General features: G+C 62.1%; 23 protein-coding genes, 1 tRNA gene and 2 pseudogenes. 15 read left to right on the top strand and 11 right to left on the bottom strand.

The features are described from left to right. Positions 1-25 precede the first annotated feature (25 nt). The gene (locus NKJ28_RS10840) at positions 26-2,605 is read left to right on the top strand and encodes a bifunctional diguanylate cyclase/phosphodiesterase (RefSeq protein ID WP_036239064.1); all 2,580 of its coding nucleotides are present in this window, start codon (positions 26-28) and stop codon (positions 2,603-2,605) included. An 88-nt stretch (positions 2,606-2,693) separates the two neighbouring features. Here NKJ28_RS10840 and radC read toward each other — a convergent pair whose 3' ends face one another. Together radC and map are read right to left on the bottom strand one after the other, a co-directional pair. Further along, entirely contained in the window at positions 2,694-3,440 is a 747-nt protein-coding gene (gene radC, locus NKJ28_RS10835; RefSeq protein ID WP_352568841.1) for a RadC family protein, read from the bottom strand. A gap of 52 nt (positions 3,441-3,492) precedes the next feature. Beyond that, on the bottom strand, positions 3,493-4,320 hold the full coding sequence (gene map / locus NKJ28_RS10830) for a type I methionyl aminopeptidase (protein WP_352454462.1): 828 nt from the start codon (positions 4,318-4,320) through the stop codon (positions 3,493-3,495). Positions 4,321-4,614: 294 nt separating this feature from the next. Here map and NKJ28_RS10825 point away from each other — a divergent pair, with 294 nt between their 5' ends. Continuing rightward, positions 4,615-4,911 carry a DUF982 domain-containing protein gene (locus NKJ28_RS10825; protein WP_023678889.1) on the top strand — a complete coding sequence of 99 codons (297 nt, stop codon included), beginning with the start codon at positions 4,615-4,617 and terminating at the stop codon, positions 4,909-4,911. 205 nt (positions 4,912-5,116) lie between these two features. Here the strand turns inward: NKJ28_RS10825 and NKJ28_RS10820 are convergent, their stop codons facing one another. After that, complete coding sequence (locus tag NKJ28_RS10820) at positions 5,117-5,605, bottom strand: hypothetical protein (RefSeq protein ID WP_352568840.1); 489 nt, start codon at positions 5,603-5,605, stop codon at positions 5,117-5,119. 217 nt (positions 5,606-5,822) lie between these two features. On the opposite strand from NKJ28_RS10820, the gene NKJ28_RS10815 reads away from it, so the two are divergent. Together NKJ28_RS10815 and NKJ28_RS10810 are read left to right on the top strand one after the other, a co-directional pair. Next, on the top strand, positions 5,823-6,017 hold the full coding sequence (locus NKJ28_RS10815) for a hypothetical protein (protein ID WP_352568839.1): 195 nt from the start codon (positions 5,823-5,825) through the stop codon (positions 6,015-6,017). 127 nt (positions 6,018-6,144) lie between these two features. Then, entirely contained in the window at positions 6,145-6,933 is a 789-nt protein-coding gene (locus tag NKJ28_RS10810; RefSeq protein WP_352635474.1) for a DUF4145 domain-containing protein, read from the top strand. 67 nt (positions 6,934-7,000) lie between these two features. Here NKJ28_RS10810 and NKJ28_RS10805 read toward each other — a convergent pair. From NKJ28_RS10805 to phaC, 3 genes are all read right to left on the bottom strand, one after another. Next, a tRNA-Glu gene (locus NKJ28_RS10805) sits at positions 7,001-7,075 on the bottom strand. Between the two features lie 174 nt (positions 7,076-7,249). Next, positions 7,250-8,419 (bottom strand): YcbK family protein, encoded by a 1,170-nt coding sequence (locus NKJ28_RS10800; protein ID WP_352635473.1) that lies wholly within the window; start codon positions 8,417-8,419, stop codon positions 7,250-7,252. 270 nt (positions 8,420-8,689) lie between these two features. Next, complete coding sequence (gene phaC / locus NKJ28_RS10795; RefSeq protein WP_352568837.1) at positions 8,690-10,525, bottom strand: class I poly(R)-hydroxyalkanoic acid synthase; 1,836 nt, start codon at positions 10,523-10,525, stop codon at positions 8,690-8,692. A 97-nt stretch (positions 10,526-10,622) separates the two neighbouring features. On the opposite strand from phaC, the gene NKJ28_RS10790 reads away from it, so the two are divergent. The 5 genes and pseudogenes from NKJ28_RS10790 (at position 10,623) to recJ (ending at position 16,889) form a co-directional block, all read left to right on the top strand. Continuing rightward, positions 10,623-11,009, top strand: coding sequence for a hypothetical protein (locus NKJ28_RS10790; RefSeq protein WP_023678887.1), 387 nt, complete (start codon positions 10,623-10,625; stop codon positions 11,007-11,009). Positions 11,010-11,049: 40 nt separating this feature from the next. Further along, the gene (locus NKJ28_RS10785; RefSeq protein ID WP_023678886.1) at positions 11,050-12,267 is read left to right on the top strand and encodes an LL-diaminopimelate aminotransferase; all 1,218 of its coding nucleotides are present in this window, start codon (positions 11,050-11,052) and stop codon (positions 12,265-12,267) included. 276 nt (positions 12,268-12,543) lie between these two features. Continuing rightward, entirely contained in the window at positions 12,544-13,857 is a 1,314-nt protein-coding gene (locus tag NKJ28_RS10780) for a homoserine dehydrogenase (protein ID WP_352635470.1), read from the top strand. A 202-nt stretch (positions 13,858-14,059) separates the two neighbouring features. Beyond that, positions 14,060-15,044, top strand: a pseudogene (gene glpX / locus NKJ28_RS10775) (class II fructose-bisphosphatase). A gap of 60 nt (positions 15,045-15,104) precedes the next feature. Continuing rightward, entirely contained in the window at positions 15,105-16,889 is a 1,785-nt protein-coding gene (gene recJ, locus NKJ28_RS10770) for a single-stranded-DNA-specific exonuclease RecJ (RefSeq protein ID WP_352635468.1), read from the top strand. Positions 16,890-16,908: 19 nt separating this feature from the next. On the opposite strand, the gene NKJ28_RS10765 is transcribed toward recJ, so the two are convergent. The 3 genes from NKJ28_RS10765 to folE all read right to left on the bottom strand — a co-directional run bounded on the left by NKJ28_RS10765 (position 16,909) and on the right by folE (position 19,108). Continuing rightward, positions 16,909-17,880 carry a patatin family protein gene (locus NKJ28_RS10765; protein ID WP_023678882.1) on the bottom strand — a complete coding sequence of 324 codons (972 nt, stop codon included), beginning with the start codon at positions 17,878-17,880 and terminating at the stop codon, positions 16,909-16,911. An 84-nt stretch (positions 17,881-17,964) separates the two neighbouring features. After that, positions 17,965-18,435: a phosphoribosyl-AMP cyclohydrolase gene (hisI, locus tag NKJ28_RS10760; protein WP_352635466.1), complete on the bottom strand. Its 471-nt coding sequence runs from the start codon at positions 18,433-18,435 to the stop codon at positions 17,965-17,967. Positions 18,436-18,445: 10 nt separating this feature from the next. Beyond that, complete coding sequence (folE, locus tag NKJ28_RS10755) at positions 18,446-19,108, bottom strand: GTP cyclohydrolase I FolE (protein ID WP_023678880.1); 663 nt, start codon at positions 19,106-19,108, stop codon at positions 18,446-18,448. 240 nt (positions 19,109-19,348) lie between these two features. Between folE and NKJ28_RS10750 the strand changes: the two genes are divergently transcribed. Next, complete coding sequence (locus NKJ28_RS10750) at positions 19,349-19,795, top strand: iron-sulfur cluster assembly scaffold protein (RefSeq protein WP_023678879.1); 447 nt, start codon at positions 19,349-19,351, stop codon at positions 19,793-19,795. Here the strand turns inward: NKJ28_RS10750 and NKJ28_RS10745 are convergent. Then, positions 19,792-20,705: pseudogene (locus tag NKJ28_RS10745) on the bottom strand (LysR substrate-binding domain-containing protein). The gene NKJ28_RS10750 and the pseudogene NKJ28_RS10745 overlap by 4 nt on opposite strands. Positions 20,706-20,796: 91 nt before the next feature. Between NKJ28_RS10745 and NKJ28_RS10740 the strand changes: the two are divergent. The 4 genes from NKJ28_RS10740 (at position 20,797) to thrS (ending at position 24,523) form a co-directional block, all read left to right on the top strand. After that, entirely contained in the window at positions 20,797-20,964 is a 168-nt protein-coding gene (locus tag NKJ28_RS10740) for a hypothetical protein (RefSeq protein WP_352635464.1), read from the top strand. Positions 20,965-21,043: 79 nt separating this feature from the next. Beyond that, positions 21,044-21,418 (top strand): membrane protein insertion efficiency factor YidD, encoded by a 375-nt coding sequence (yidD, locus tag NKJ28_RS10735; protein WP_352635673.1) that lies wholly within the window; start codon positions 21,044-21,046, stop codon positions 21,416-21,418. Positions 21,419-21,564: 146 nt separating this feature from the next. Further along, the gene (gene blaOXA, locus NKJ28_RS10730) at positions 21,565-22,380 is read left to right on the top strand and encodes a class D beta-lactamase (protein WP_352635462.1); all 816 of its coding nucleotides are present in this window, start codon (positions 21,565-21,567) and stop codon (positions 22,378-22,380) included. A 169-nt stretch (positions 22,381-22,549) separates the two neighbouring features. Then, positions 22,550-24,523, top strand: coding sequence for a threonine--tRNA ligase (thrS, locus tag NKJ28_RS10725; RefSeq protein WP_352635460.1), 1,974 nt, complete (start codon positions 22,550-22,552; stop codon positions 24,521-24,523). A gap of 159 nt (positions 24,524-24,682) precedes the next feature. Here the strand turns inward: thrS and NKJ28_RS10720 are convergent, their stop codons facing one another. Then, positions 24,683-25,648 (bottom strand): RgsD C-terminal domain-containing protein, encoded by a 966-nt coding sequence (locus NKJ28_RS10720; protein WP_352635458.1) that lies wholly within the window; start codon positions 25,646-25,648, stop codon positions 24,683-24,685. 156 nt (positions 25,649-25,804) lie between these two features. Between NKJ28_RS10720 and NKJ28_RS10715 the strand changes: the two genes are divergently transcribed. Further along, a complete protein-coding gene (locus tag NKJ28_RS10715; RefSeq protein ID WP_352568828.1) occupies positions 25,805-26,389 on the top strand; it encodes a nitroreductase family protein in 585 nt (194 codons plus the stop codon). The last annotated feature ends 18 nt before the right edge of the window (positions 26,390-26,407 follow it).

The following is a 26,407-nucleotide window of genomic DNA, read 5'->3' as shown; positions in this document are numbered from 1 at the left end:
TTCGTCGGCAAATATTCCGGCGGCGATCGCGTTTGTCGTCATCCTTGTCAGCGCAGCGTTCGCGGAGCACCAGAACAAAATCGTCTCGGACCAGGCCGTCCGTGCGGACGTGCTGACCAAGGTCAATCTCATCCGCGCCAAGCTCGAAGGCAATATCAACGGAAACCTTCAACTCGTGCGTGGACTGGTCGCCGCGGTCGTGACCGAGCCCTATATGGGACAGCAACGCTTCGCCTCGCTCGCGAGCAATCTGTTTGGCGCCGACTCGCAATTGAACGATATTGCCGGCGCGCCTGATCTGGTCGTTTCCCTTATGTATCCGATGGAGGGTAACGAGCAGGCGATGGGTCTGGACTACCGCAAGAACGAGCGGCAGCGTGCGGCTGCGCTAAGGGCGCGAGACGAACGCAAGCTGGTGCTTGCCGGTCCCGTCGACCTGAAACAGGGAGGACAAGGCTTCATCGGCCGCTTTCCGGTCTTCGTGCCGAGCGCTGGCAATACGGAAAGGTTCTGGGGTATCATTTCCGCCGTTGTCGACGTGCAGCGCCTTTACAGAGCGAGCGGCTTGCTTGACGACGATCTCGGGATCGACGTAGCGCTGATCGGCAGGGACGCCCTCGGTCACCGAGGTGGTCAATTCTACGGCAATGAGGAGATCAGCAAAAGCGATCCGGTGACGGCTGACGTTTTGCTTCCTTCCGGCTCGTGGCAGCTCGCGGCCATTCCCAAAAACGGCTGGCCTTCGACGCCAAGCAACGCATGGTTGTTGCGCGCGATCATGGCGACGGCCGGAGCCTTGGTTGTGTTCCCTTTCCTGGTCACAGGCCGCCTGATTGGCGAAAGACAGCGCAATTATGCGGAATTGCGTCGATTGTCACGACGCTTGGAACTCGCTCTGGAAGCTTCGGCTATTGGGGTTTGGGAACACGATCTCGCGACCAACGAGCTTACGTGGGATGATCGCGTCAACGAAATATATGGCAAACCAACCGGCGAGCACCGGGGCTACCCAGACTGGGCGGGAGCAATCCACCCAGATGATTTGGCTGGCGCCAACGCGGACTTCGACAGGGCGGTGGCCAGCGGACGACCATATTTGTCGGAGTACCGGATTGTGCGTCAGGATGGCGAGATCCGTCATGTCCGGTCCAAGGCGATCCTCTACCGGGTCGCAAACGACACCCCAAAAATGATCGGCGCGGAATGGGACGTGACTGCCGACGTCCTGCTGAACAAGGATCTGGTTCGTGCAAAACAGCTGTCCGAGTCGAAAAATGCAGAACTCGAGTCGGCCAAAGCGCGCATAGAGCACATCGCGCTTCATGATTCGCTGACCGGCTTGCCCAACCGGCGTTACCTCGACCAGGTACTGGAACATTACGCGGCAAACGCCAGGCGCTCAGGCGGGCACGCGGCACTGCTTCACATAGATCTGGATCGGTTCAAGCACATCAACGATACGCTGGGCCACGCCGCCGGTGACGCGATGCTGGTTCACGCGTCAACCGTGCTCAGGTCGAAGGTCGGCGACGAGGGATTCGTCGCCCGTATCGGGGGAGACGAATTCATCGTTCTGTGCGTGGTGCGCGACGATACCAAGCAACTGGCGCTGCTCGCCGACCGCATCATCAGCCAGATGCGCGAACCCGTCTACTATCAGGGTCATCGATGCCGTTTTGGTGTCAGCGTGGGAATCGCTGTCGATAACGCAAAAGATGTCGAAGCCAAACACCTGCTGGTGAACGCCGATATCGCGCTTTACCGAGCAAAGGGGCGGGGCCGCAATCGATACGAATTCTTCACCGACGCGATGCAAAGCGAAATCGTCGATACTAAGCGGATTGCCGACGAAATTCTCGGCGGCCTCGAGCGCAACGAGTTCATCCCCTTCTACCAGCCCCAATTTGACGCAAAGACGCTCGAAATCGTTGGGGTTGAGGCGCTGGCGAGGTGGAAACATCCAATAAAGGGTATTTTGGCGCCCGACATCTTCCTGAGGATTGCAGAAGAACTGAACGTCGTCTCGATTATCGACCAAGCCATATTGAAGCAATCGCTTTCGGATTTCGAAGAGTGGTCCGCTGCAAAACTTCACATTCCGCGGGTGTCGGTCAATGTCTCGGCCAGGCGCCTTCAAGACGAGGAGCTCATCAAGAGCCTGCGAGAACAAAATATCAAGAAAGGAACAGTTTCGTTCGAGCTTGTTGAGTCGATTTTCCTGGACGAGAACGACGACCTTGTCACCTGGAATATCGAGCAGATAAAAGAGCTGGGGATTGACGTCGAAATAGACGATTTTGGTACCGGCTACGCTTCGATGGTCAGTTTGCTGAAGTTGCAGCCGCGCCGGCTGAAGATAGATCGGCAGCTGGTCACCCCAATCGTCAAATCTCCGCAGAGAAGGCAGGTTGTCTCGTCGATCATTGAAATCGGCAAGTCGCTGGGTATCGAGGTCGTGGCGGAAGGCGTCGAGACGATGCAGCATGCACGGCTACTCAAGGGCCTGGGCTGCGACATATTGCAGGGTTATGCCTTCGGCCACGCATTCGATTCCGAGGGACTTAAGACCTTTGTCCGATCGCGACGCCTGCGCACGGCCAGCTGAGCCTCGGCGCCAGAATTTATCGAGCCGACCGCCTTGACGTTGCGGTACAGAGGCGCACAGCGGACAAAGCTGAAAACAACGCCAAACCTCAGATCAGCAGCAGGCCCTTCATGCTGGAGTGGCCTTTCCTGCCGATGATGATGTGGTCGTGAACGGCAATGCCAAGCGGTTTGGCCGTTTCTATGATCAGCTTGGTCATCTCGATGTCGGCGCGCGACGGCGTCGGGTCTCCCGACGGATGGTTATGCGCCAGAATGATCGCCGTGGCGGAGAGCTCCAAGGCGCGCCTGACCACCTCGCGCGGATAGACCGGTGTGTGGTCGACTGTGCCGACCTGCTGGACTTCGTCGGCGATCAGCGCGTTTTTCTTGTCGAGGAACAGGATGCGGAACTGCTCGCGCTCCTCGAAGGCCATCACCGACCGGCAGTATTCGAGAACCTGCGTCCAGGTCGACAACAGCTCGCGGCCGACGATCTCGCCGCGCGCCATGCGCTGCGCCGTTGCCGCAACCACCTTGAGGTCGAGCGCCACCGCCGGGCCGATGCCCTTCACCTCCTGCAGGCGCTCGACGGGCGCACCGAGGACCTCGGCCAATGTACCGAAGCGTGCCAGCAATGCCTTGGCGACCGGCTTGGTGTCGGCGCGCGGGATCAGCCGAAACAATAAAAGCTCGAGCAGTTCGTAGTCGGGGAGGGTGTTGGTACCGGCGGCGAAGCGCTCGCGCAGGCGGTCGCGATGGCCGAGATAATGCGGCTTGTCGGCGGCCACCGCCTTCGCGGGCGATCGCACTGGCCTTTCGGGAAAGAAGGCCCGCTCGTCATCGTCACCGTTCATGGCTGCCCCACCCAGCATTTGCCGGGCAAGGTAACGCCCGATCTGCCAGACACTAGGCCCGCAGGCCGGGGCGGTCGAGGTTTTTTGGCGACAGCGTGAAGATCTCGCAGCCGGTCTCGGTGACGCCGATCGTGTGCTCGTACTGCGCCGACAGCGAACGGTCGCGCGTCACCGCGGTCCAGCCGTCCGACAGCACTTTCACATGCGGCCGGCCGAGATTGATCATCGGCTCGACGGTGAAGATCATGCCCGGCCGCATCTCGACGCCTTCGCTGGCGCTGCCGTAATGCAGGATATTCGGCGCGTCGTGAAACAGCCGGCCAACCCCGTGGCCGCAGAAATCGCGCACCACCGAGCAACGCTCGGCTTCGGCATAGGTCTGGATGGCGGCGCCGATGGCGCCGGTTCGGGCGCCCGGCTTGATTGCCGCGATGCCGCGCATCAGGCACTCATACGTGACTTCGAGCAGCCGCTCCGCGGCACGCTTGATCGTACCCACCGGATACATGCGCGAGGAGTCGCCATGCCAGCCGTCGAGGATATAGGTGACGTCGATATTGACGATGTCGCCATCCTTCAATGGCTTGCTGTCGGGTATGCCGTGACAGACGACGTGGTTGATCGAGGTGCAGGATGATTTCGTGTAGCCACGGTAGTTGAGCGTCGCCGGAAGCGCGCCATGGTCCATCCCGAACTCGAAGACGAAGCGATCAATCGCTTCGGTGGTGACGCCGGGCGCCACAATCGGTACCAGTTCGTCGAGGCAGCGCGCGGTGAGATCGCAAGCCTTGCGCATGCCGACAAAACCTTCCTCGTCGTAAAGACGGATCTGGCCGGTGTTTCTGAGCGGTGCCGTGGCGGCGTCGAGATAGGTGACCATTTTTATCCGTCTTGCAGGATGCGGGGCTGGATGAGCCTCCGCGAGAGAAACCTTCCCAGATTTGGCACTGGAAAGCGCAAGGTTCAAGGACGAACTGCCGGCGACGGCCGAAGACCGGCGATATTCACGCCTGGGAGCATTCTCCTTGCCTCTAGCGGCCCATGCTTCGCCGGGTTCATTGACCACCGTAGTGACGACACATTTCTAGGCGAGAAGTCGGCCCAAGCGTTAGCCGCCACGGCAACTTTTTGCGACGAACGGCGCTGCTGCGGGGGTCGGTTCGGGAGAGATCGAATGGACAGACTGCAATTCGAGGTGCCGGTGCGGATCGCGCCTGTGCCCGGCCAGCCGGTCGAGGAAATCTACAGTGTCGAGCAGGCGCTCGATTTCCTGCAAACGTGGCCGGTTCGCCGGAAGGGACCAACCTACCAGGCCGCGTTCAATGCCTGTTTTGGCGCCACGGTGGACATCGTCGAGACCGAGGACGCATGGCGGGCCTTCATGGCCTTTTGCCGGGTGAGCGGCCTGCTTGCCAGGGACATGATGGTTCCGCGCAAGCGCGGCGGCGAGGCGAGGGGACTGCGGGCGTAGGGAGCCGGTTCGATTTCTGCCGGCGTTCCATCTGGAAGTTGACGAAGCGCTCCATGCGAAGCTCGATCATACCCGCGATCGTTGACATTTGGCGGCCTTTGCTTGCCGGGTGGGAAGGGTGTCTACAGGAGATGACGGCTTCGCACCGGCTTGCGCGGCTATGGCGGGCCGTAACCGGCGAGCGCTGGCGGTCCGGACCGAAGGCCTACAGCTTTCTGACAAGCTCCTTGCGTTTCGCGTCTCTGACGGTGTCGCTGTATCGGAACTCCGATTCCTTAGGAAAGCGAATCCAGACATCGTGCCATGCGTTCCGAGACGTGCCGCGCGCCACGTTCCTGACCCATTGAGACACCGAAGAAAATGTGGTCGCATCGCTTACCACATTCTCGGACTTGATGGTCGCGTAGTGTGTCTTACCCAGGTACTTCATGCGAAGCTCGGTTCCGTTGGGCAGGAACACAAAGCTCCACTGATGGCCGCGATCGGGGTCGCCGAACTCAGCTCCAGCAACGGCCTGCTCTGCTGCGAACTGGGCAACGCCCTCCCTGGTCCACACAAGCGGCTCGTCCCGCGTTCGCTCGATGAACTGTTCCACCTGATCGACGGCTAGGCTGACCGGGTCAAGCTTGCCCCCGGATCGAAGGATAATGCGGTTGTATAGATCCTGCGGGAAGGGAATCGAAACGTAATCCACCAGCGCTCTCCCTGTTCGAGTAGGGGCTTTATGGCAGAGTTAAAAATAGTAGTCAATCGTAGCTATGCGTAGTTATTTGCTGCGCTTTAGTGCCGTCTCACCTACTCCGAGCGGAAGCTCACGTTCGCGCTGAAGTCTCCCATCTTCCAGACGCCGTGAAATAACAGCGGCAAGCTCCGTGACCTGAGTGCCGAGCCCTGGGAGCCCCGGAGGAGAGATGCTGAGGCTGCGCTGGCGCCGCAGCCGCCATTGGGCGGAGCTCGACAGGATCGAGCGCATCTCCAAGGCGGTGGTGGACACCGAGCGCGGCGGCCAGCTGGTGGTCAAGTACACCGCCCAGCTCAGCAGCACCGAGATCGTGGCGAAGGCCGAAGCCGCCCAGCGGGCCGTCTCCGGGGCCATCAACAGCTGACTCCCATCGCTCCTTCCCCGGCAGCGCGGCTAGGGCCGCCCGCCTCGCGGCCGGGCGGCCCTAGCGTTGATTTCGTCTCTCGTCGGGTCTAATGCCGAGGGTCGGCATCGAATGAGAGAACGGCTGCATGTCCACGGAGACTCCTCCGACCGTCATCAAGGCGAACTGTTCGAGCTGCGGCGGGGAGCGCAACTGCGAGGTCCGCGGATATCACGATCAGCGCGGCGACGATGATTACCGCCACTGGTCAAAGAAGTGGTACATCCTCGAGTGCCGTGGTTGCGAACATGTATTTGCGCAGACATCGTTCTCCAGCAGCGAAGACTTCGAGGTCGTATATCTGCCGAACGGCGAAGAGATCTTGGATCACAATGTCTACAACGACACGTGGCCCGCACAGCTGAAGAGAAATCGACCTGACTGGTTTGCGAACGTGTTGCTGATAGGCGGGGACTTGAGTGAAGCTCTGACCGAGCTCTACGGCGCGCTCGACAACGACCTCAACACTCTGGCGGCCATCGGAATGCGAACGACATTCGATGTGGCTTCGGGCCGACTAGGGGTCAGTCAGAATATGACATTCAAAGAGAAACTGGGTGAGTTGGCCCATAAAGGCCACATCGGCGTTATCGACGAGAAGCGCCTCCTCGCGCTTGTCGAGGCGGGCAACGCTTCAGCGCATCGAGGCTGGAAGCCAAGTGGTCATGACTTGAACACGATGATGGACGTGTTGGAGCACTTTCTCCACGAGGCATTCGTCAGGCCGGCGCTTAATTCGCACCTCGATGCCAAGATCGATAAAATGAAGAGCCTTGTTCCGCCGAGAGCCACCATAAAATTTCCCGCAACTCCGCCCCTCAGCGTACCTGACGCGAATCCCCCCGCGCCATCCACACTGCCGCCCATATTACCCTAGAATCAGCCTGCGAAGGCGAGAGGGACCGCGATGCATCCGGTAAGTACCTGATTTCTTGTGGATTTTCTGGTACGCCCAAGGGGAATCGAACCCCTGTTACCGCCGTGAAAGGGCGGTGTCCTGACCGCTAGACGATGGGCGCGCTCAGATGTGAGCGCTTATAGTTGCGTCGCGACAAACCGGCAACCCGTCTGCCGCCGGCTGCGACAACTTTTTTCCTTTGGCTCCAAACCGCGTCTTTCCGACAGCCAAGCTGGTTTTTGCGGCATGATGCAACGCCGCCGAAGGGCCTTCGCGGTGACGGAAGATCCTCGCCCTAGCCGCGCCTGCGGCAACGCCAGTTCCAGTCGCGCTCCGGTCCGACATCGACGTGAACGGATTCGGTGTGGCAGTAGGTGCCGACGCCGCCGCGGCCCGGCATGGTGCGGATGTAGCTCGCCAGTTCCCACTTCGAGACGCCGGGGACCTGGATGTCGGCGGCGGCGCAGTACATGTGCAGCGAATTCTTGGCGCCGTTGGCGCGGCGGTTGCGGGCCGGATCGCGGTAGCCGGAGGTGACCGTCATCTTGCGGCCGTAGTGGCCTTCGATCGTCTTCAGCACGCGAACCAGCGACGGCTTCAAGCAGGCGACATCGACGCTTTCGTTCTGTTTCAGGAGGCCGTTGGGCGCCAGCCGGGCGAGGCCGGCGGCGGAGGCGACCTGGTAGGCGCCACCCGAACCTTCGTCTTCGTTGAGATCGACGTCACTCTCATCGTCGAGGCCGGATTTGCGCTTGATCTCGAACAGCGCCGTCTGTCGCACGCCGGGCAGCGCATCGGCCGTGAAGTGGCTGGTATCGCCCGTCGACACCAGCTGCACCGGCTTTTCAGCCGGATTGGCCGAGGCCAGGGTAACGGTGGGTTTTGCCGCAGGCGTCGCCTTGGCCTGCACGACCGTTGGCTGCCCGCCCGATCTGCTGTTGGCCGGCGATGCTGCCGAAGCGGGGGTGGCGCTGAACAGCGAGGCCAGGAAATTTTTCTTCGGTGCGTAGGCCTGTGGCTGCGGCATCTCGCCGGCGGTCACATAGACCGGGTTGTTCATCGCCGGCGCTGCGGCCTTGGCGTCGGGCTTCGATGCATCAGCACTGTTCTGTGCCACGGCCTGATCGGCCGTCTGGGCGTTTGGTTGCAGCGGCTGCGGCGTGTGTCCCGCGATCGTCTCGGCTGCCGTGGGAACGGCGATCGGGAAGCCGGCATCGGGCTTGGCCCCTGGCTTGGCCACTGGCACATAGGCCACCTGCTCGGGAAGGTTGGCGTCACCGTCGGCATTCATCGTCATTTGTGCGGTCGTCATCTGCGACGATGATGCGGCCGTGCTGGCCTGGGGCGCACCGGCGGCCGTGCTGATTTCGGTAGCCGAGGTATTATAGCCTGGCATGCCGACCGACATGGTCGGGTCGCCGGCCGAGGTGCAGGACGCCAGGAGCACCGAGAAAAGCGCCGCCACAATGGCGCGGCTTTCTCCCTTCGCGAGGCGCGATCCTGCTGATCTCAAAACAAAATTCCCCCTCGATATCCGACCGGTTCGTCATTGGCGCGGCGTCGAAACGTCTCGTCGAAATGACCCTTGTTCCCCGAACCGGAAACGAGACCTGTGTCAAATCTGCAAGCCTCAAAGTAATTTGGCGGCTAGAGGATGAATCAAGGCTGCTCAGGGTTGACGGCACCATTTCGCCCGCTTTTGGCGGCGCGTCAACTCACCACACATTACAGATGGTTACACGCGCACCTTGACATAGGTGCCGGGGGCTTCGCCTAGAACTTGCATATGCTCGCCCGGTTTGCGGGCCGGTACGCGGGTATTGTCCCTGGCTTCGATCCAGCGTTGCCAGTGCGGCCACCAGGAACCGGGATGGTCGGTGGCCCCGGCGAGCCACTGGTCGAAGTCGCCGGCCGGCTTGCCGCCGGTCGAGTAGTGATATTTCTGCGCCGCCGGCGGATTGACGACCCCGGCGATGTGGCCGGAGCCGGCCATGACGTAATCGACCTCGCCGCCGAAATATTTCGAGCCGAGGAATACCGACAGCGCCGGCGCGATATGGTCCTCCTTAGAGGCGAGGTTGTAGACCGGCATGGTAACGTCCTTCAGCGAAACCGTGCGGCCCGCCAGTTCCATCATGCCTTGCGAAAGCCTGTTCTCGAGATAGCAATTGCGCAAATAGAAGGAATGGTTGGCAGCGCCCATGCGGGTCGAATCGGCATTCCAGTAGAGCAGGTCGAAGGGCAGGGGATCCTTGCCGCGCATGTAGTTGTTGACGACATAGGGCCAGATCAGGTCGCCCGAGCGCAGCATGTTGAATGCAGTCGCCATCTTGGTGCCGTCGAGATAGCCTTTTTCGTTCATCGCCTTTTCGACGGCCGCGACCTGTTCCTCGTCGACGAACACTTTTAGATCGCCGGCATAGGTGAAATCGACCTGGGTGGTGAAGAAGGTCGCCGATTTGATGCGGTGGTCGCCTTCCTGCGCCATCAAGGCCAGCGCTGCCGCCAACAGCGTGCCGCCGACGCAATAGCCGATGGCGTTGACTTGCCTTTCGCCGGTGGCCTTCTCGATCGTGTCGAGGCCGTATTGCAGGCCCTCCCTGATATAGGCCTCCCAGCTCTTGGCGCCGTGCCGCTCATCCGGGTTGATCCAGGAGATGACGAAGACGGTGTGGCCTTGCTCGACCGCCCAGCGAATGAAGGATTTTTGCGGGTTGAGGTCGAGGATGTAGTATTTGTTGATCCATGGCGGGCAGATCAGCAGCGGCCGCTTGAGCACGGTGTCGGTAGTCGGTTCGTATTGCAGGATTTCGGCGACGTCGCTGCGGCCGACCACCTTGCCCGGCGTGGTGGCGAGATTCTTGCCGATCTCGAAAGGCGAATAATCGGCCTGCCGCAGCTTCAGGTCGCCCTTGCCGGCGGCAATGTCCTCGGCCAGCATCTTCATGCCGCGCACCAGGTTTTCGCCGTTGGAGGCGACAGTCTCGCGAAACAATTCCGGATTGGTCAGGATGAAATTCGACGGCGAGATGGCATTGGACACCTGCTTGACATAAAAGCCGGCCTTGTGGCGGGTGTGCTCGTCCAGGCCGTCGGCGTGCTCGACCAGTTCGGCCGCCCAGCGCGAGGTGACCAGATACGCCTGTTTGAGGAAATCGAAGAAGGCGTTGCGGCCCCATTCCGGGTCCTGGAAACGCTTGTCGCCGCGCTCGGGCTTGACCGCGTCCTCGGCGTCCTCGGCGCCGGCGCCGATGCGCTGGACGGCGTTGGCCCAGACGGTCATGTAGCCGGAAAACAGCCGCGTTTGCGCCTCCAGCGCGCGCTGCGGGTCGGAGAGCCAGTATTCGGTGAGCTTGGAGAACGTCTTCACCATGTCGACGACCGGCTCGGCGACGTGATCGCGCACCTCGCCCTTTTCCCGCGGCTCGGCCCATGCCGAGGCGGCCTTGCCGGCCTGCTCGATCATGCGGGCCATGTTCAGGGCGAAGCGTTCCGGGTCCTTCACCAGATATTGCTCGACGGTCGAAGGTTGGTCATCTTCCGCTTTGCCCGAATCGGGTGTTTTGGACATGGTTCGCGGGGTTCCTCCCGAAGCGTTTTGTTGACATATTACCATGGGATATCGAACAGGGTCCAATGTGCTCTAACCCGGCCGCCAGGAAAACAATATGACGATTAATATTGGCAAGAACGTTTTTTCCGGCACTGGTCGTTTTTGCCGCATGGCGCTCGTCCTGTTGGCGATGGCCGGTTGCACGAGCAGCAACATAGAAGGTGCAGCGCCCGCCACCGGCCTTGTCGGCGCGAAGGACACCGGTTCCTATCCGAACCTGAACATCCGGCCGCAGGTGGCGGCCGAGCAATTCACCGACGAGGAAAAGAATGCCAAGCTCGCCCAACTGAAGGCCGAGGAGCAGAGCCAGGCCGCCAAGGGCGGCGGCGTCAAGGTTGCGGACCAGGCAGCGCTGGACCAGCTGGCCAAAAAACACGGCGCCGAGGCGCTGAAGCAGATCGAAGGCAAATGCGACCCCGCTCTCGACCCTAGTTGCAAATAAGCTTATACGCGCGACCGCAACCTCACTGTCTGGAACTGCCATGGAAGAATTTCACAAGGTCCGCCGGCTTCCGCCCTATGTCTTCGAACAGGTCAATCGGCTGAAGGCCAGCGCCCGTTCGCGCGGCGCCGACATCATCGACCTTGGCATGGGCAATCCGGACCTGCCGACGCCCAAGGCCATCGTCGACAAACTCTGCGAGGTGGTACGCGATCCGCGCACGCACCGCTATTCGTCGTCGCGCGGCATTCCGGGCCTGCGTCGTGCCCAGGCCAACTACTATGCCCGCCGCTTCGGTGTGAAGCTCGACCCGGACAGCCAGGTGGTGGCGACGCTCGGCTCGAAGGAGGGCTTTGCCAATATGGCGCAGGCGATCACCGCCCCCGGCGATGTGATCCTGTGCCCCAACCCGACCTATCCGATCCACGCCTTCGGCTTCATTATGTCAGGCGGCGTCATCCGCTCGCTGCAGGTCGAGCCGGACGACGGCTTCATCCCGGCGTTGGAGCGCGGCATCCGCCATTCGATCCCGAAGCCGCTGGCACTGATCCTCAATTATCCATCCAACCCGACGGCACTGGTCGCTTCGCTCGATTTCTACAAGGAGGTGGTGGCCTTCGCCAGGAAGAACGACATCATCATCCTGTCGGATCTTGCCTATTCGGAGATCTATTTCGACGGCAATCCGCCGCCTTCGGTGCTGCAGGTGCCGGGCGCCATAGACGTCGCCGTCGAGTTCACCTCGATGTCGAAGACCTTTTCGATGCCGGGCTGGCGCATGGGTTTTGCGGTCGGCAATGAACGGCTGATCTCGGCGCTGACGCGAGTGAAATCCTATCTCGACTACGGCGCCTTCACGCCAATCCAGGTGGCGGCGGCGCATGCACTCAACGGCGACGGCGCCGACATCGCCGAAGTGCGCGACGTCTACCGCAAACGCCGCGATGTCATGGTCGACGCTTTCAGCCGCGCCGGCTGGACCATTCCCGCACCGGCGGCTTCGATGTTCGCGTGGGCGCCGATCCCGGAGCCGTTCAAGCACCTGGGCTCGCTTGAATTCTCCAAGCTCCTGATCGAGCACGCCGACGTCGCGGTGGCGCCGGGCGTCGGCTTCGGCGAGCATGGCGACGATCACGTGCGCATCGCGCTGGTCGAAAACGAGCACCGGATCCGGCAAGCGGCGCGCAATATCAAGCGCTTCCTCGCATCCAGCGCCAAGCAGCCGAATAACGTCGTGCCGCTCGCCGCGCATCGCTGAGTGGTTCAGTCACAGCCATGACCGACCCTGCCAGCATGAACGTCCAGGCCGTCGTTTATGTCAGGCTAATCGATGAGTCGGTTTCCGTTTGGCGGCCCGTACAAGCAAAACAAATTAGTCCGACCACATACCTCATCTTGGACCAGCCCATACCAGCCTCGGAAGTGTGGGAGTTTCAGCCCGGGACTATAGTCACCGTGACCCGGAAGCCTGATGAAAACGACGACTATCTGGTTGCGGTCGAAAATCAATTCTAGCTGGCGGACAGACTCTCGGATGACTGAAGCGTTGCGTGTTGGAATTGCCGGCCTCGGCACCGTCGGTGCGTCGGTGGCCCGCGTGCTGCGCGACAAGGCGGCTGAACTGACGCGGCAGTGCGGACGCGACATCGTCGTGTCGGCGGTTTCCGCCCGCGATCCCAAACGCGACCGCGGCGTTGATCTTGGCACAGCACAGTGGTTCGACGACGCCGTCAAGATGGCGCAGACCGCCGAGATCGACGTGTTCGTCGAGCTGATCGGCGGCGACGAAGGCCCATCACGTTCGTCCGTCAAAGCGGCGCTCGAGGCCGGCCGACATGTCGTCACCGCAAACAAGGCGTTGCTTGCCAAACACGGGGTGGCATTGGCCGAGATCGCCGAGAGGAAAGGCGTGCTGCTCAACTACGAGGCGGCGGTGGCCGGCGGCATTCCGGTTATCAAGACAATGCGCGAGGCGATGGCCGGCAATTCGGTGACCCGCGTTTTCGGCATCCTCAACGGTACCTGCAACTACATTCTGACGCGCATGGAAGCCGAGGGCCTGTCTTTCGATGCCTGCCTGAAGGATGCGCAACGGCTGGGCTATGCCGAAGCCGACCCGACCTTCGACATCGAGGGTCACGACACCGCGCACAAGCTGTCGATCCTGACCAGCCTTGCCTTCGGCACGAGGATCGCCGCCAACGATATCTACATGGAAGGCATCTCCAACATCAGCCAGGCGGACATCCGCGCGGCCAGCGATCTCGGCTACCGGATCAAGCTGCTTGGCGTCGCCCAACGCACCGAAAGCGGCATCGAGCAGCGCGTGCACCCGACCATGGTGCCGACGGCCTCGGTCATCGCGCAGGTGCACGGCGTCACCAATGCGGTGGCGATCGAAACTGACATCCTCGGCGAATTGCTGCTTTCCGGCCCTGGCGCCGGCGGCAACGCCACCGCGTCGGCGGTGATCGGCGACATTGCCGACATCGCCAAGAGCCGGCCTGGCTTCCAGCATGGTCCGGTCTTCGGCCGGCCGGCGAAGGAATTGAAGCCTTATAAGAAAGCGCAGATGCGCAGCCATGCCGGCGGTTATTTCATCCGGCTGACCGTACACGACCGCCTCGGCGTCTTCGCGGCAATAGCCAAGCGCATGGCCGACAACGACATTTCGCTGGAATCGATCGTCCAGCATGCCGCCGGGCCGGAAACCGAGGCACAGAAGACCGTCATCCTGGTGACCCACGAGACGACCGAGGCGGCGGTGCGCAAGGCCGTCGACGGCATCACCAGGGACAGCCTTCTGACCGACAAGCCGCAAGTCATCCGCATCGAGCGGGCCGGATAGCAGTCTCACATTTTGCGTTTAATCGATTGATATTGCTGCGCTTTCAAAAAGGCCCAGCGCAGGTCTTGCTGTTGTCACGGGGCTTTGACACAAGAAGCGCGTCTCTGGCGGGAGGCTAATGCATGTCGCCCAAAAGTGTGCAGCGGTTTTGGGACAACGACATGCATAATAAAAACAAAGTGCCAACGAGGATTGTCCATCGATGAATGTGGCCCAGAACATTGTCGCCGGCCTCGACCGGATACTGACCATGGAATTGGTGCGCGTCACCGAACGCGCCGCGGTCGCGGCCGCCAGATTGCGCGGACGTGGCGACGAGAAAGCCGCCGACCAGGTCGCGGTCGATGCCATGCGGCAGGAGCTCAACCGTCTTGCCATCAACGGCACGGTGGTGATCGGCGAGGGCGAGCGCGACGAGGCGCCGATGCTCTATATCGGCGAGGAGGTCGGTACCGGCAAAGGCCCGGCTGTCGACATAGCGCTCGATCCGCTCGAAGGCACGACGATCTGCGCCAAGAACCTGCCCAACGCATTGGCCGTTATCGCCATTGCCGAAAAAGGCAACCTTTTGTTCGCGCCGGACGTCTATATGGACAAGATCGCGATCGGCCCGGGCTATGCCGACGGCATCATCGACATCGATGCCTCGCCGGCCGAAAACATCGCCAGCCTTGGCCAGGGCCAAGGGCGTGCCGGTGGCGGAGATCACCGCCTGTATTCTCGACCGGCCGCGCCATGGCGCCTTGATCGAAGCCGTGCGGGCGACCGGAGCCGCAATTCGTCTGATCGGCGATGGTGATGTCGCCGGGGTCATCCATACCACCGACCCGGACGAGACCGGCATCGACATCTATCTCGGCACCGGCGGCGCGCCGGAAGGCGTGCTCGCAGCTGCCGCCTTGCGCTGCACCGGTGGCCAGATGCAGGGCAAGTTGATCCTCGATACGCCGGAAAAGCTGGCGCGCGCCGCCAAGATGGGCATCTCCGACCCTAAACGGATCTACCACACGCAAGACATGGCACGCGGCGACGTGCTGTTTGCCGCGACCGGCGTCACCGACGGCAATATGCTGGCCGGCGTCAAGTTCGGCCGCAATTTCATCACCACGCACACGATCGTCCTGCGATCGTCATCGCGGACCGTGCGCGAAATCAAGGCCAGGCACCAGGATCTGGAAAAGTTTTGATTTCGACTCAGTTAGCCGTTGCATACTGTGCGCAATGACAAATTGCAGACGGCGCGTCACGTGACGGGGGAAAGACGCTTTTTCCTCGATGTCAGGCAGTCGGCCACCGGCGTTTCCTGGGAACACCGGCTGACCGAGCGGCAGGACATGGCCGCGCTCGCCATCGCGCAAGGGTATGGCGTGCCTGACATCGTGGCACGCGTGCTGGCCGGGCGTGGCGTCACCGCCGAGCAGACCGAGCGGTTTCTGGATCCGACCATCCGCAACCTGCTGCCCGACCCGGCATCGCTGACCGACATGGACAAGGCCGCCTCTCGCATCGCCCAGGCGGTGATGGCCAGGGAAAAGGTGGCGATCTTTGGCGACTACGATGTCGACGGCGCCGCCTCATCGGCGCTGCTCAAGCGCTTTCTCGCACATTTCTCGGTGCCGTCGGAGATCTACATACCGGACCGCATCTTCGAGGGTTACGGCCCCAATCCGGAAGCGATGCGCGAACTCGTTTCGCGCGGCGCGACGCTGATCGTCACCGTCGATTGCGGCACCAATAGTGCTGCTTCCATCGACGCGGCGAAGGCCGCCGGCGCCGACGTCGCGGTGCTCGATCACCATCAGGTCGGCGGGCCGTTGCCGGCGGCGGCTGCGGTCGTCAACCCCAATCGCGAGGACGACCTTTCCGGACAAGGCCATCTTTGTGCGGCCGGTGTCGTCTTCCTTTGCCTGGTGCAGACCGCGAAGATCCTGCGCGGCCGCCTGCCGGATGCCGCACCGCCGGACCTGCTTGGCCTGCTCGATCTGGTGGCGCTTGGCACCGTCTGCGACGTGGTGCCGCTCACCGGCATCAACCGCGCCTTCGTTGTCAAGGGGCTGCAGGTTGCGCGGCAGCAGAGGAACGAAGGGCTGGCGGCACTGGCGCGGGTCTCGCGTATCGGCGAGCCGATCAACACTTTCCATCTGGCCTTTCTGATCGGTCCGCGTATCAACGCCGGCGGGCGCATCGGCGACGCAGCACTTGGCAGCCGCCTGCTTGCAACCGACGACCCGGTCGAAGCCCGCACCATCGCCGAGACGCTGGATCGGCTCAACCAGGAGCGGCAGTCGATGGAGCAGGAGATGCTGGCCGCGGCGCGCTCAGAGGCCGACGCCGAGCTTGCCGGCGGCAATGGTCCGGCCATCGTGGTCACAGCCAGCAGCAACTGGCACCCGGGCATTGTCGGCCTGCTTGCCTCGCGGCTCAAGGACCATGCAAGACGGCCGGCCTTTGCCATCGCCTTCAACGCCAATGGTGTCGGTACCGGTTCAGGCCGTTCAGTGTCTGGCTTCGACCTCGGCCGGTTGGTACGCGAGGCTGCCGATGCCGGACTGATCGTCAAGGGCGGCGGCCACGGAATGGCGGCCGGCATCACTGTCGAGCGGGCGAAGCTCGGCGAACTCAGGGCTTTCTTCGAAGAGCGCGCGGCGGTGGATGTGTTCCGCCTGCAAGGCGAGGAGAGCCTGGCGATCGACGGCGCGCTTGCCGCCGAGGGCGCGACGCTTGCGCTGCTCGATGCGCTTGAGAAGGCAGGGCCGTTCGGCGCCGGGCATGTTGCGCCGGTGTTCGCGCTGCCGCGCCACCGGCTTGTCGATGCGCGGGCGGTCGGCAGCAACCACATCCGCGCCGACCTGCAGTCGGAAAGCGGCGGCCGCATCCAGGCGATCGCCTTTCGCGCCGTCGACACGGCTCTTGGCGAATTCCTGTTCAAGAACAGGGGTAAGCCGGTGCATGTCGCCGGCTCGCTGTCGGGCAACCACTGGAACGGCAACCGCACGGTGCAATTTCGTATCGTCGACGCGGCGCTTGCCTGAGAGCTCGCTGCCGCCCTGCCTAAGCGAGGACGGTCTGCAGCCGGGTCAGGTCGCCGATCTGCGCCATCGTTGCCTGGTAGCCGATACGGATCGCTTCGTCGGCGCGGTGGAATTCGGTCAGGCCGATATGGCTGAGCTTCGGCTGCAGCGATATGTCCGGCGGGTCGCCGGCCAGCCTGGCGCGCGAAATGCGGTCCTGGATGATGTTGAAGGCCTCGACCATGACGCCGGTAATGCCGAGCCGCGTCTCGCGCGACTGGCGTTCGGGATCGGCGTGGCCGGCCCTCGGCGCGTCTTTCTCGATGACCAGCTCGCCGGCATTGTGCTTGATCACCGCGGCGCGGCCGAACAGATCGTAGTGAAGGTTCACCGCAACTACGAGCGGCTGCTCGTAGGCACGGCAGACCGAGACCGGCACCGGATTGACCAGTGCGCCGTCAACCAGCACACGCCCATTGCAGGCGACCGGCTCGAACACGCCGGGCAGCGCGTAGGAGGCGCGCATTGCGGTGCTCAACGAGCCGCTCGACAGCCAGATCTCATGGCCGGTGCGGATTTCCGAAGCGACGCAGACGAATGGTTTTGGCAGGTCCTCGAAGCGGATGCCGGCTATGTGCTCGCGCAGCCGCGCATCGAGCTTCATGCCACCGAACAGGCCGCTGCCGCGTAGATTGAGGTCGAGAAGGCCAAAAATGCGCCGCCTGGTCAGGCTGCGCGCGAATTCTTCCAATTCGTCGAGTTTGCCGGCAACATAGCAGCCGCCGACCAGCGCGCCGATCGATGTTCCGGCGATCATCGACACTTCGATGCCGGCTTCGTCAAGCGCGCGCAGCACGCCGATATGCGCCCAGCCGCGCGCACAGCCGCCACCCAATGCCAGCGAAATCCCAGTTTTGCCCGGAGATTTGGTTTCGGATGCGCCCGCGGCCGAGGAGAGGCCATTGGCCTCCCGAACGTCAGGTCTGTTGCGCAATGACGCCCAGTCGAGCATCACAATCTCCCTTGTCCCACGGTCATCCTATAGGCGGGCCGTATCGAAATCATGAATATACGTGGCTGAAGTGCTGCGAATGGTTCATATTGATGGTGTATTGGGCTTTCGATACGTTTTTTCCGCATCGAACAGCGGCTTGCTGCCGTCGCTGGCAAGCGTCCCTTTGCCATCGCTCAGCCCCACCGTCCGATAAAAGCATGAACGTCGGCCGGTGTGACAAGTTGCTTGGTGACCCAGCACTTTGACGCGCAACCATATCGCGTCCTGGTCACAATCCGTGAGCATCTCGACAACCTCCTGGACATTGCCCGAGGTTTCGCCCTTCTTCCACAGCGCGTTGCGCGAACGCGACCAGTAGTGCGCGATGCCGGTCTCGAGCGTCAGCGCCAGTGCCTCGGCATTCATGTGCGCGACCATCAGCAGCATGCCGTCTTTGGCATCGGTGACGACGGCGGTGACGAGGCCGCCGGCATCGAAGCGCGGCGAAAGGACCGTGCCTTCCTCAAGCGCCTTCTTGTCTGAGGGAGCTTTCGGGAACTCCAATGCCGACATTCGCCGGTCCTTATTTAACTAAGGTGGGGCGGGTCTGATCAGTTCCGCCGCCGCGCACCATGGTGACGAAGCGGACCTGCTCTTCGGGTGTATCCTTGAAGACGCCGGTGAAGGTCGAGGTCAGCGTGGTGGAGCCCTGTTTGCGGATACCGCGCATGGCCATGCACATATGCTCGGCCTCGAGCATGACGGCGACGCCACGCGGATTGAGCACGTCCTGGATGACCCCGGCAATCTGCGCCGTCATCGCTTCCTGGGTCTGCAGACGATGGGCGAAGATGTCGACGACGCGGGCGATCTTGGACAGGCCGACGACCTTGCCGTCCGGCAGATAGCCGACATGCGCCTTGCCGATGATCGGCACCATGTGGTGCTCGCAATGCGAGTGGAACGTGATGTCCTTGACGATCACGAGGTCATCGTAGCCGGCGACTTCCTCGAAGGTGCGGCCGAGTTCCTCGGCCGGACACATGTCGTAGCCGTTGAACATTTCGCGGAACGCCTTAGTGACGCGCTTCGGCGTGTCGATCAGACCCTCGCGGTCAGGGTTGTCGCCGGTCCAGCGCAGCAAGGTGCGCACCGCGGCTTCGACTTCGGCCTCGCTTGGCCGGTCGGTGACCGGCTTTTCCATATAGGCCGACTGCGGCATGAGTTTCTTGATAACGGCGTCCATAAAGGCGTCTCCCGTAGTTCCTCTCTTAGGAGGAACGAGTTGAACGGACCACGACCTTTCGGGTGTTAGAAACTCGCCCGGTTTCCAGCCCGTAAGTGGCGTGAACAGATTTGGGCATGACGAGGTTTGTGGTCGCCTTGTCGATACCCGACTACCGCCATTATATATGTTCGTGCCGAGCGAAAGGAAGACGCCAGAGCGGCAATCGCTGTTCGCTGGGCGGCGACGGATTGGAAAAATATGATCGACGATGTCTACAATGCGAAAATTCTGGGTTTTGCCGGAAATATCGCACGGATCGGCCGGCTCGACCGGCCCGACGCAACCGCACGAGCACATTCCAAACTGTGTGGCTCGACGGTGACCGTCGATCTGAAGATGGATGACGGCGTCGTCAGCGATTTCGCGCATGACGTGAAAGCCTGTGCGCTTGGCCAGGCGTCGTCTTCGATCATGGCGCAGCACGTCGTCGGCGCCAGTGCAGAAGAATTGCGCAGCGTGCGCGAGACGATGCTGAAGATGCTGAAGGAAAATGGCCCGCCGCCCGAAGGCCGCTTCGCCGACCTGAAATACCTGGAGCCGGTGCGCGACTATAAGGCGCGCCACGCCTCGACCATGCTGACCTTCGACGCAGTGGTCGACGCGATCGGCCAGATCGAAAAGAAGCGGGCGGAAGAGGCGGCCTAAACCTTGGCGAGAAAACGCCGGCTTTCGGCGAATTCCGCCCGGACCCAGTCGGCAAAAGCCCTGGCCGGCTCGGAAAGGTCATTCAGCCTTCTGGCCACTAGCCAATAGGCGCCCGACGCGACGTCGATGTCGAAAGGCTTGATCAGCGCGCCGGACGCAAGTTCTTCGCCGATCTGCAAAAGATCGCCCAGCGCGACACCATGTCCAAGCAAGGCTGCCTGCTTCGAAAGCGAAGCATCGGCCAGCATCGGGCCGCGCGCAGGCACGGCATCAGCCGTCACGCCCGCCGCTTCGAACCAGCGCGCCCAAGCCTGACGGTTTTCTTCGTGCAGCAATGTATAGCGACCAAGGTCGATCGGCTTTTCCAGAGCTGGGCCGGATGCAAGAAGTGCCGGCGACAGAACTGGGGAATCGACGACCGCGGCAAGCTGTTCGGCTTCGCTGCGTGGCCATGAGGTGGCGTGCGCACTGAAACGTAGGGCAAGTTCGGGCTGATCGCTGCGAAACTCTATCAACCTCGGGTCGACCTCAAGGGAAACGTCGATGTCGGGTCGCAACTCGCGAAACCGGTTGAGCCGCGGCACCAGCCATACGGATGCGAGCGATGGCTCGACGCTGACACGTACCAGGACTGCGTCGGGGCCGCCGTCAATTCCGAAAGCAGCCTGTCGATGCCCTCGAAACTTCTGACCAACTGGTCGTGCAGCCGCCGGCCGGTGTCGGTCAACTCGACGCGGCGATGATGGCGGAAGAACAAAGGTTGGCGCAGGAAGGTTTCGAGCTCGCGGATCTGTCGGCTGATCGCCGCCTGCGAAACATAAAGCTCCTCGGCCGCACGGCTGAAGCTCAGGTGACGACCGGCTGCTTCGAAGCTTCTGAGAGCCGTCAGGGGGAGGTGTCCGCGCTTCATTCGCATAACTCAGAGTTATCTGACGTGGACGTTATACTCGTTTGAAGAGCAAGGCCAGCGGCGCTCTAATCGGTGCTCAAGGAGTGCCGCCATGATCCAGTTTCTCAACGTTCTGGGCGATGTCCTGCGGATCGCGACGTTTCAGTGGTACGACGAGAAACCGCATAGGGATTGGTGCGAGGAGAGGCCGCCGACCAGCGTCGCCGTATGTCGAAGGCCGACGCCCGACCGCTACCCGGTTCGCCGTACCAGGCCATGATGGGATTGCCGGAACGGCATTGCGTTCCTGGCCCGATGCGCACATCTATCGCGTAGGGAAACGCGATGTGGAGACTGCGGTGGTCGGCCAACATCGGCAAGCGCACGGCGCCAGACCGATTCGACAAGGACGCAATTGGCCCGGCCCGTGGCGCAAGACGCCGGGCCGCGTCTTCGGCACGTCGCTTGTCCGACTCTACCAGCTGACGCTGTCCGGCTTCGTCGGCAATTCCTGCCGGCATCTGCCGACCTGTTCCGAATACGCGCACGAAGCGATCGCCCGCCACGGGCTGTGGGCCGGCGGCTGGATGGGGTTTTTCCGGGTGCTGCGCTGCGGACCGTTCGGCACGCACGGCATCGACCGGGTGCCTGAGGCACTGGCTGATCGCTACCTCTGGTTCACGCCATGGCGGTACTGGCGGATCGGGAAAAAACGTGGCGAGCTGGACAGTTGACCGCAACTGTGCGGTGCACAAAGGGATCGCTTTCTACGCTCTGGTAGGGTTAACCGCAGCTTGCGCTGACACAGCGCATTTGAGACAAAATCGAGACAAGACACCTCGCTAAGCCGCTCCTGACACCCTTCAGGAGAGATTACCAAATGCGCCGGATAGATCGTCTTCCCTTCGTTTTCGCCGTGGTTCTCTATGTCCTGGCGTGGCTGATGGGTTTTCCGATCCGTACGCAATCGGCGCCGCTCGGGGACGTCGAATGCACGCTGATCGTCGACGCCGCAAGCGGCGAGACGCTGTATCGCCAAGGGACCTGCGATCAACGCTTCAGCCCCGCCTCGACATTCAAGGTTCCGCTGGCGCTGATCGGCTATGATGCTGGAATCCTGAGCGACGAGCATACGCCAACCTGGGAGTACAAGGCAGAGTTCAATGCCCCGAAACGGGACCGCAAGACCGTCGACCCGACGATCTGGGAAAGGGATTCGGTCCTTTGGTTCTCACGCGAGATTACGCGCCGGCTCGGCAGCAAACAGTTTGCCGGCTATGTGTCCAGATTGGACTATGGTAACACCGAAGTCTCCGGCACTGCCGGCAAGAATGACGGCCTCACCCATTCCTGGGTGAATTCTTCGCTCAAGATATCTCCGGTCGAGCAGGTCGATTTCCTGCGCAAGCTGCTGGCGCGGAAACTGCCGGTCTCGGACAAGGCCCATGCGATGACCAGCGCGATTGTCCCGACCTTCCGGGCAGGCGGCTGGACGGTGCAGGGCAAGACTGGAACGACCAGGCTCGGCGACAGCGCCGACAAGCGCTCGCTTGGCTGGTTTGTCGGCTGGGCGCAGACCGATGCTCGCAAGATCGTCTTTGCCCGCCTGGCAGTCGATACGAAACGTTCCGACACGCCAAAGGGGCTCAAGACGCGGGCGATGTTCCTGAAAGATCTGCCGAATCTCCTCAGGTGACCTACATCCGGCTTTACGGCGCCGAAAACTGCCCATAAAAGACCGCTCGCCGCCGGACGCATCCGGCTTTTGCCTGATGCATGTCGTTACCCCAAAACCGCTGCGCACTTTTGGGCGACATGCATTTTCACCACCCGCGCTCGTTTGCGGGACTGGATAGGAGAATCTTATGCTGAATTCCGTTTCCCTGACATTTCCCGATGGTTCCGTTCGCGATTACGACGCGGCGATGACCGGCGCCGGCCTGGCGGAATCGATCTCGAAGTCGCTGGCCAAGAAGGCCGTTGCCTATTCGATCGACGGCACAGTGCGCGATCTTTCCGACCCGATCGGCAGATCGGGCAAAGTCGAGATCATCACCCGCGAGGACCCGCGTGCGCTGGAGCTCATCCGCCACGATGCAGCCCATGTGCTGGCCGAAGCCGTGCAGGAACTTTGGCCGGGAACGCAGGTGACCATCGGGCCGGTGATCGAAAACGGATTCTACTACGATTTTGCCCGCAACGAGCCGTTCACGCCCGACGATTTCCCGGTGATCGAGAAGAAGATGCGCGAGATCATCGCGCGCAACAAGCCGTTCACCAAAGAGGTGTGGTCGCGTGAGAAGGCGAAAAGGATCTTCGCCGACAAGGGCGAGCGCTACAAGCTCGAGCTGATCGACGCCATCTCCGAGGATCAGGATCTCAAGATCTATGCACAGGGCGACTGGTTCGATCTTTGCCGCGGCCCGCATATGGCCGCGACTGGCCAGATCGGCAACGCCTTCAAGCTGATGAAGGTCGCCGGCGCCTATTGGCGCGGCGACAGCAACAACCCGATGCTGACCCGCATCTACGGCACGGCCTGGGCCGACCAGGCGCAGCTCGAAGCGTATCAGACGATGCTGGAGGAGGCCGAGAAGCGCGACCACAGGAAGCTCGGCCGTGAGATGGACCTGTTCCACTTCCAGGAGGAGGGCCCCGGGGTCGTGTTCTGGCACGCCAAGGGCTGGAGGATGTTCCAGAACCTGGTCAATTACATGCGTCGCCGCCTCGACGAGCAGGGCTATCAGGAGGTCAACGCGCCGCAGGTGCTCGACAAGAGCCTGTGGGAGACGTCAGGCCATTGGGGCTGGTACCGGGACAACATGTTCAAGGTGACGGTTGCTGGCGACGACACCGACGACGACCGGGTGTTTGCGCTGAAGCCGATGAACTGCCCCGGTCACGTCCAAATCTTCAAGCACGGGCTGAAATCCTACCGCGATCTGCCGGTAAAACTTGCGGAATTCGGCAATGTGCATCGCTATGAGCCGTCCGGCGCGCTGCACGGGCTGATGCGCGTGCGCGGCTTTACCCAGGACGATGCGCACATCTTCTGCACCGAGGAACAGCTCGCCGACGAGTGCATCAAGATCAACGATCTGATCCTCTCGACCTATGCCGATTTCGGCTTCGACGAAATCACCGTCAAGCTGGCGACCCGCCCCGAAAAACGGGTCGGCACCGACGCGATGTGGGATCATGCTGAGGGCGTGCTGCAGGACGTGCTCGACAAGATCGCGGCGCGGTCGGGCAACCGGATCAAGACGGGCGTCAATCCGGGCGAGGGCACGTTCTACGGGCCGAAGTTCGAATATGTGCTGAAGGACGCCATCGGCCGCGACTGGCAATGCGGCACCACGCAGGTTGATTTCAACCTGCCGGAACGGTTCGGCGCCTTCTACATCGGCTCGGATTCGGAAAAGAAGCAGCCGGTGATGGTGCATCGCGCCATCTGCGGCTCGATGGAGCGTTTTCTCGGCATCCTGATCGAGAATTATTCCGGCCATTTCCCGCTCTGGTTCGCGCCGCTGCAGGTGGTGGTGGCGACGATCACTTCCGATGCCGACGATTACGCGCGAAAGGTCGTCGCGCAGCTGAAGGCGGCCGGGCTGATCGCCGAGGCCGACCTGCGCAACGAGAAGATCAACTACAAGGTCCGCGAGCATTCGCTGGCCAAGGTCCCGGTCATACTGGTCTGTGGCAAGCGCGAGGCCGAGGAAGAAACGGTCAATATCCGTCGTCTCGGGTCGCGCGACCAGGAATCGCTCGGCCTCGCAGCCGCCGTGAAGCTGCTTGCCGACGAGGCGGTGACACCCGACCGCAAGCGCCGCGCGGCCTGAACCAGTCGACCAGCAACGAATGGCGGTGGAGCGATCCACCGCCATTTTTTATATTTTATATGCCTGTCACGCCGCGCGCCTATCTGGCAAATCGATCGACGCGCGCGTCGGCAACGCGCTGGCGCGACGCATGCGCAAGGCAGCTTAGAGGGGCGCGCCTCAGTCGGCGCCTTCCTCGGAATCGATGGCCGAAGCCTCGGTGGCCAGAACCTCGATGTCCTGGTTGTGCCCAGCCACCACCGTAAAATCCTTCTGGTAGATGCGGTCGCGGTTCTTGGCGATGATGGTGTAGTCGCCCTCGGCCAGCACCATCGAGGCAAAGGCGCCGACGGTTTCCTTGATCGGATCGCCGGATTCATTGAGCAACGACCAGGAGGTGTCGGCGATAGCCTCGCCGCCTGGTTCGCGCACCAGCTTCATGGTCATCTCGGCGGCACGGTGCTCGACCGTCGCTTCGGTGAGCTTGCCGGCCTCGACGCGGATGTCGGAGCGGATGACCGCGTTCACCGCGCCATAGGTCGACACGACGTGGTAGGTGCCGGCATTGAGCCGCACGACGCTGTTCGGCTCGACATCGGGTATGATGAGGGCGCGATCGCCATCGGCCGCGGCGTGGCTCTCATAGATCGAGAAGCGCAGCTTCTTCGGCGGTATGCGTACCCCGCCGGACAGCACGGCATCGAGCTTGAGGCCACCGGCATCGAGCACGAGGCTCTCGCGCTTGGCTTCCTTGCCGACGGTGATGCGCTTGGTGGCGCCGGCCCGCCCGTAGGAGGCGTGGACCAGATACGAACCCGGCTCGAGCTGGAATATGGCGGTGCCGCCATGAGCGGAGGCGACCATCGGCAGCTTGCCGTCGCTGGCCGATTCGGGTTTGAAGACGCGCCAGACGATGCCGCGCGTGATGTCGGCGCCCTTGTCGGTCAATTGCGCTGACAGCGTGATCGCCCCGCTGTTGCCCAATGCCAGCGATGTCTCGCTTTTCGGAGGCGCATAGCCCGAAATTCCGGGAAGCTTCAGCTCGCCGAGGCCGTCCACATCCTGGGCGACGGCAAGCGAAACCGGCACCATCAACAGTGCGGCAGCGAGCCATATCAGGAAAAGACGCAATGTCCCCTCAAACATGCCTTGCGTTGAAGCCCAAGGCGGTGGCAATTTCAAGGCTTAAGAGTCCGGTCGGCTTCTGCTACAGGGCTCTTTGTCCGGCGCGCCGCGCCAATGCCCAAGCCGCCCGATGTCCCGATGGTGCGCTTCAGCTCAAATTCCAGGAGACTTGCGCCCATGGCGTCGCCGATCATCGATCTTCTGCTGACCCGAAATTCCGCGCCGATCCCGGATTTGAAAGAACCGGCACCGGGCGATGCGGAGATCGCGACGATGATCGCCGCCGCCTCGCGGGTGCCGGACCATGGCCGGCTGGAGCCTTGGCGTTTCATCCTCTATCGCGGCGAGGCCCGCATCGAGATCGGCAAGAAGCTGGCAGAACTTGCCGAACAGCGCGAAGGGCCGCTGCCGGAAGGCCGGCGCAACCAGGAATTGGCGCGCTTTTCGCGGGCGCCGCTGGTCATCGGCGTGATTTCTATCCCCAGGGAAAATCCAAAGATCCCGCAATGGGAGATGTTCCTGTCCGGCGGCATGGCGGCGATGAACCTGATGCTTGCCGCCAATGCGCTGGGCTACGGCACCAACATGATCAGCAACTGGTATTCCGACGTGCCCGAGGGCAGGGCGATCCTCGGCCTGGCGCCGCATGAGCGGGTCGTCGGCTTCGTCCATATCGGCTCCTACCAGGGGCCAGCGCCGGAACGACCGCGGCCCGATCCGGCAAAGCTCTATGCCGACTATTCAGGGCCGTGGGTGGGATAATTTCGGCGCGGAACAGAC

The sequence above is a fragment of the Mesorhizobium sp. M0145 genome, from assembly GCF_040322355.1.
In the GTDB taxonomy this organism is placed as follows: domain Bacteria; phylum Pseudomonadota; class Alphaproteobacteria; order Rhizobiales; family Rhizobiaceae; genus Mesorhizobium.
This window is presented reverse-complemented; position numbering and strand designations above follow the sequence as displayed.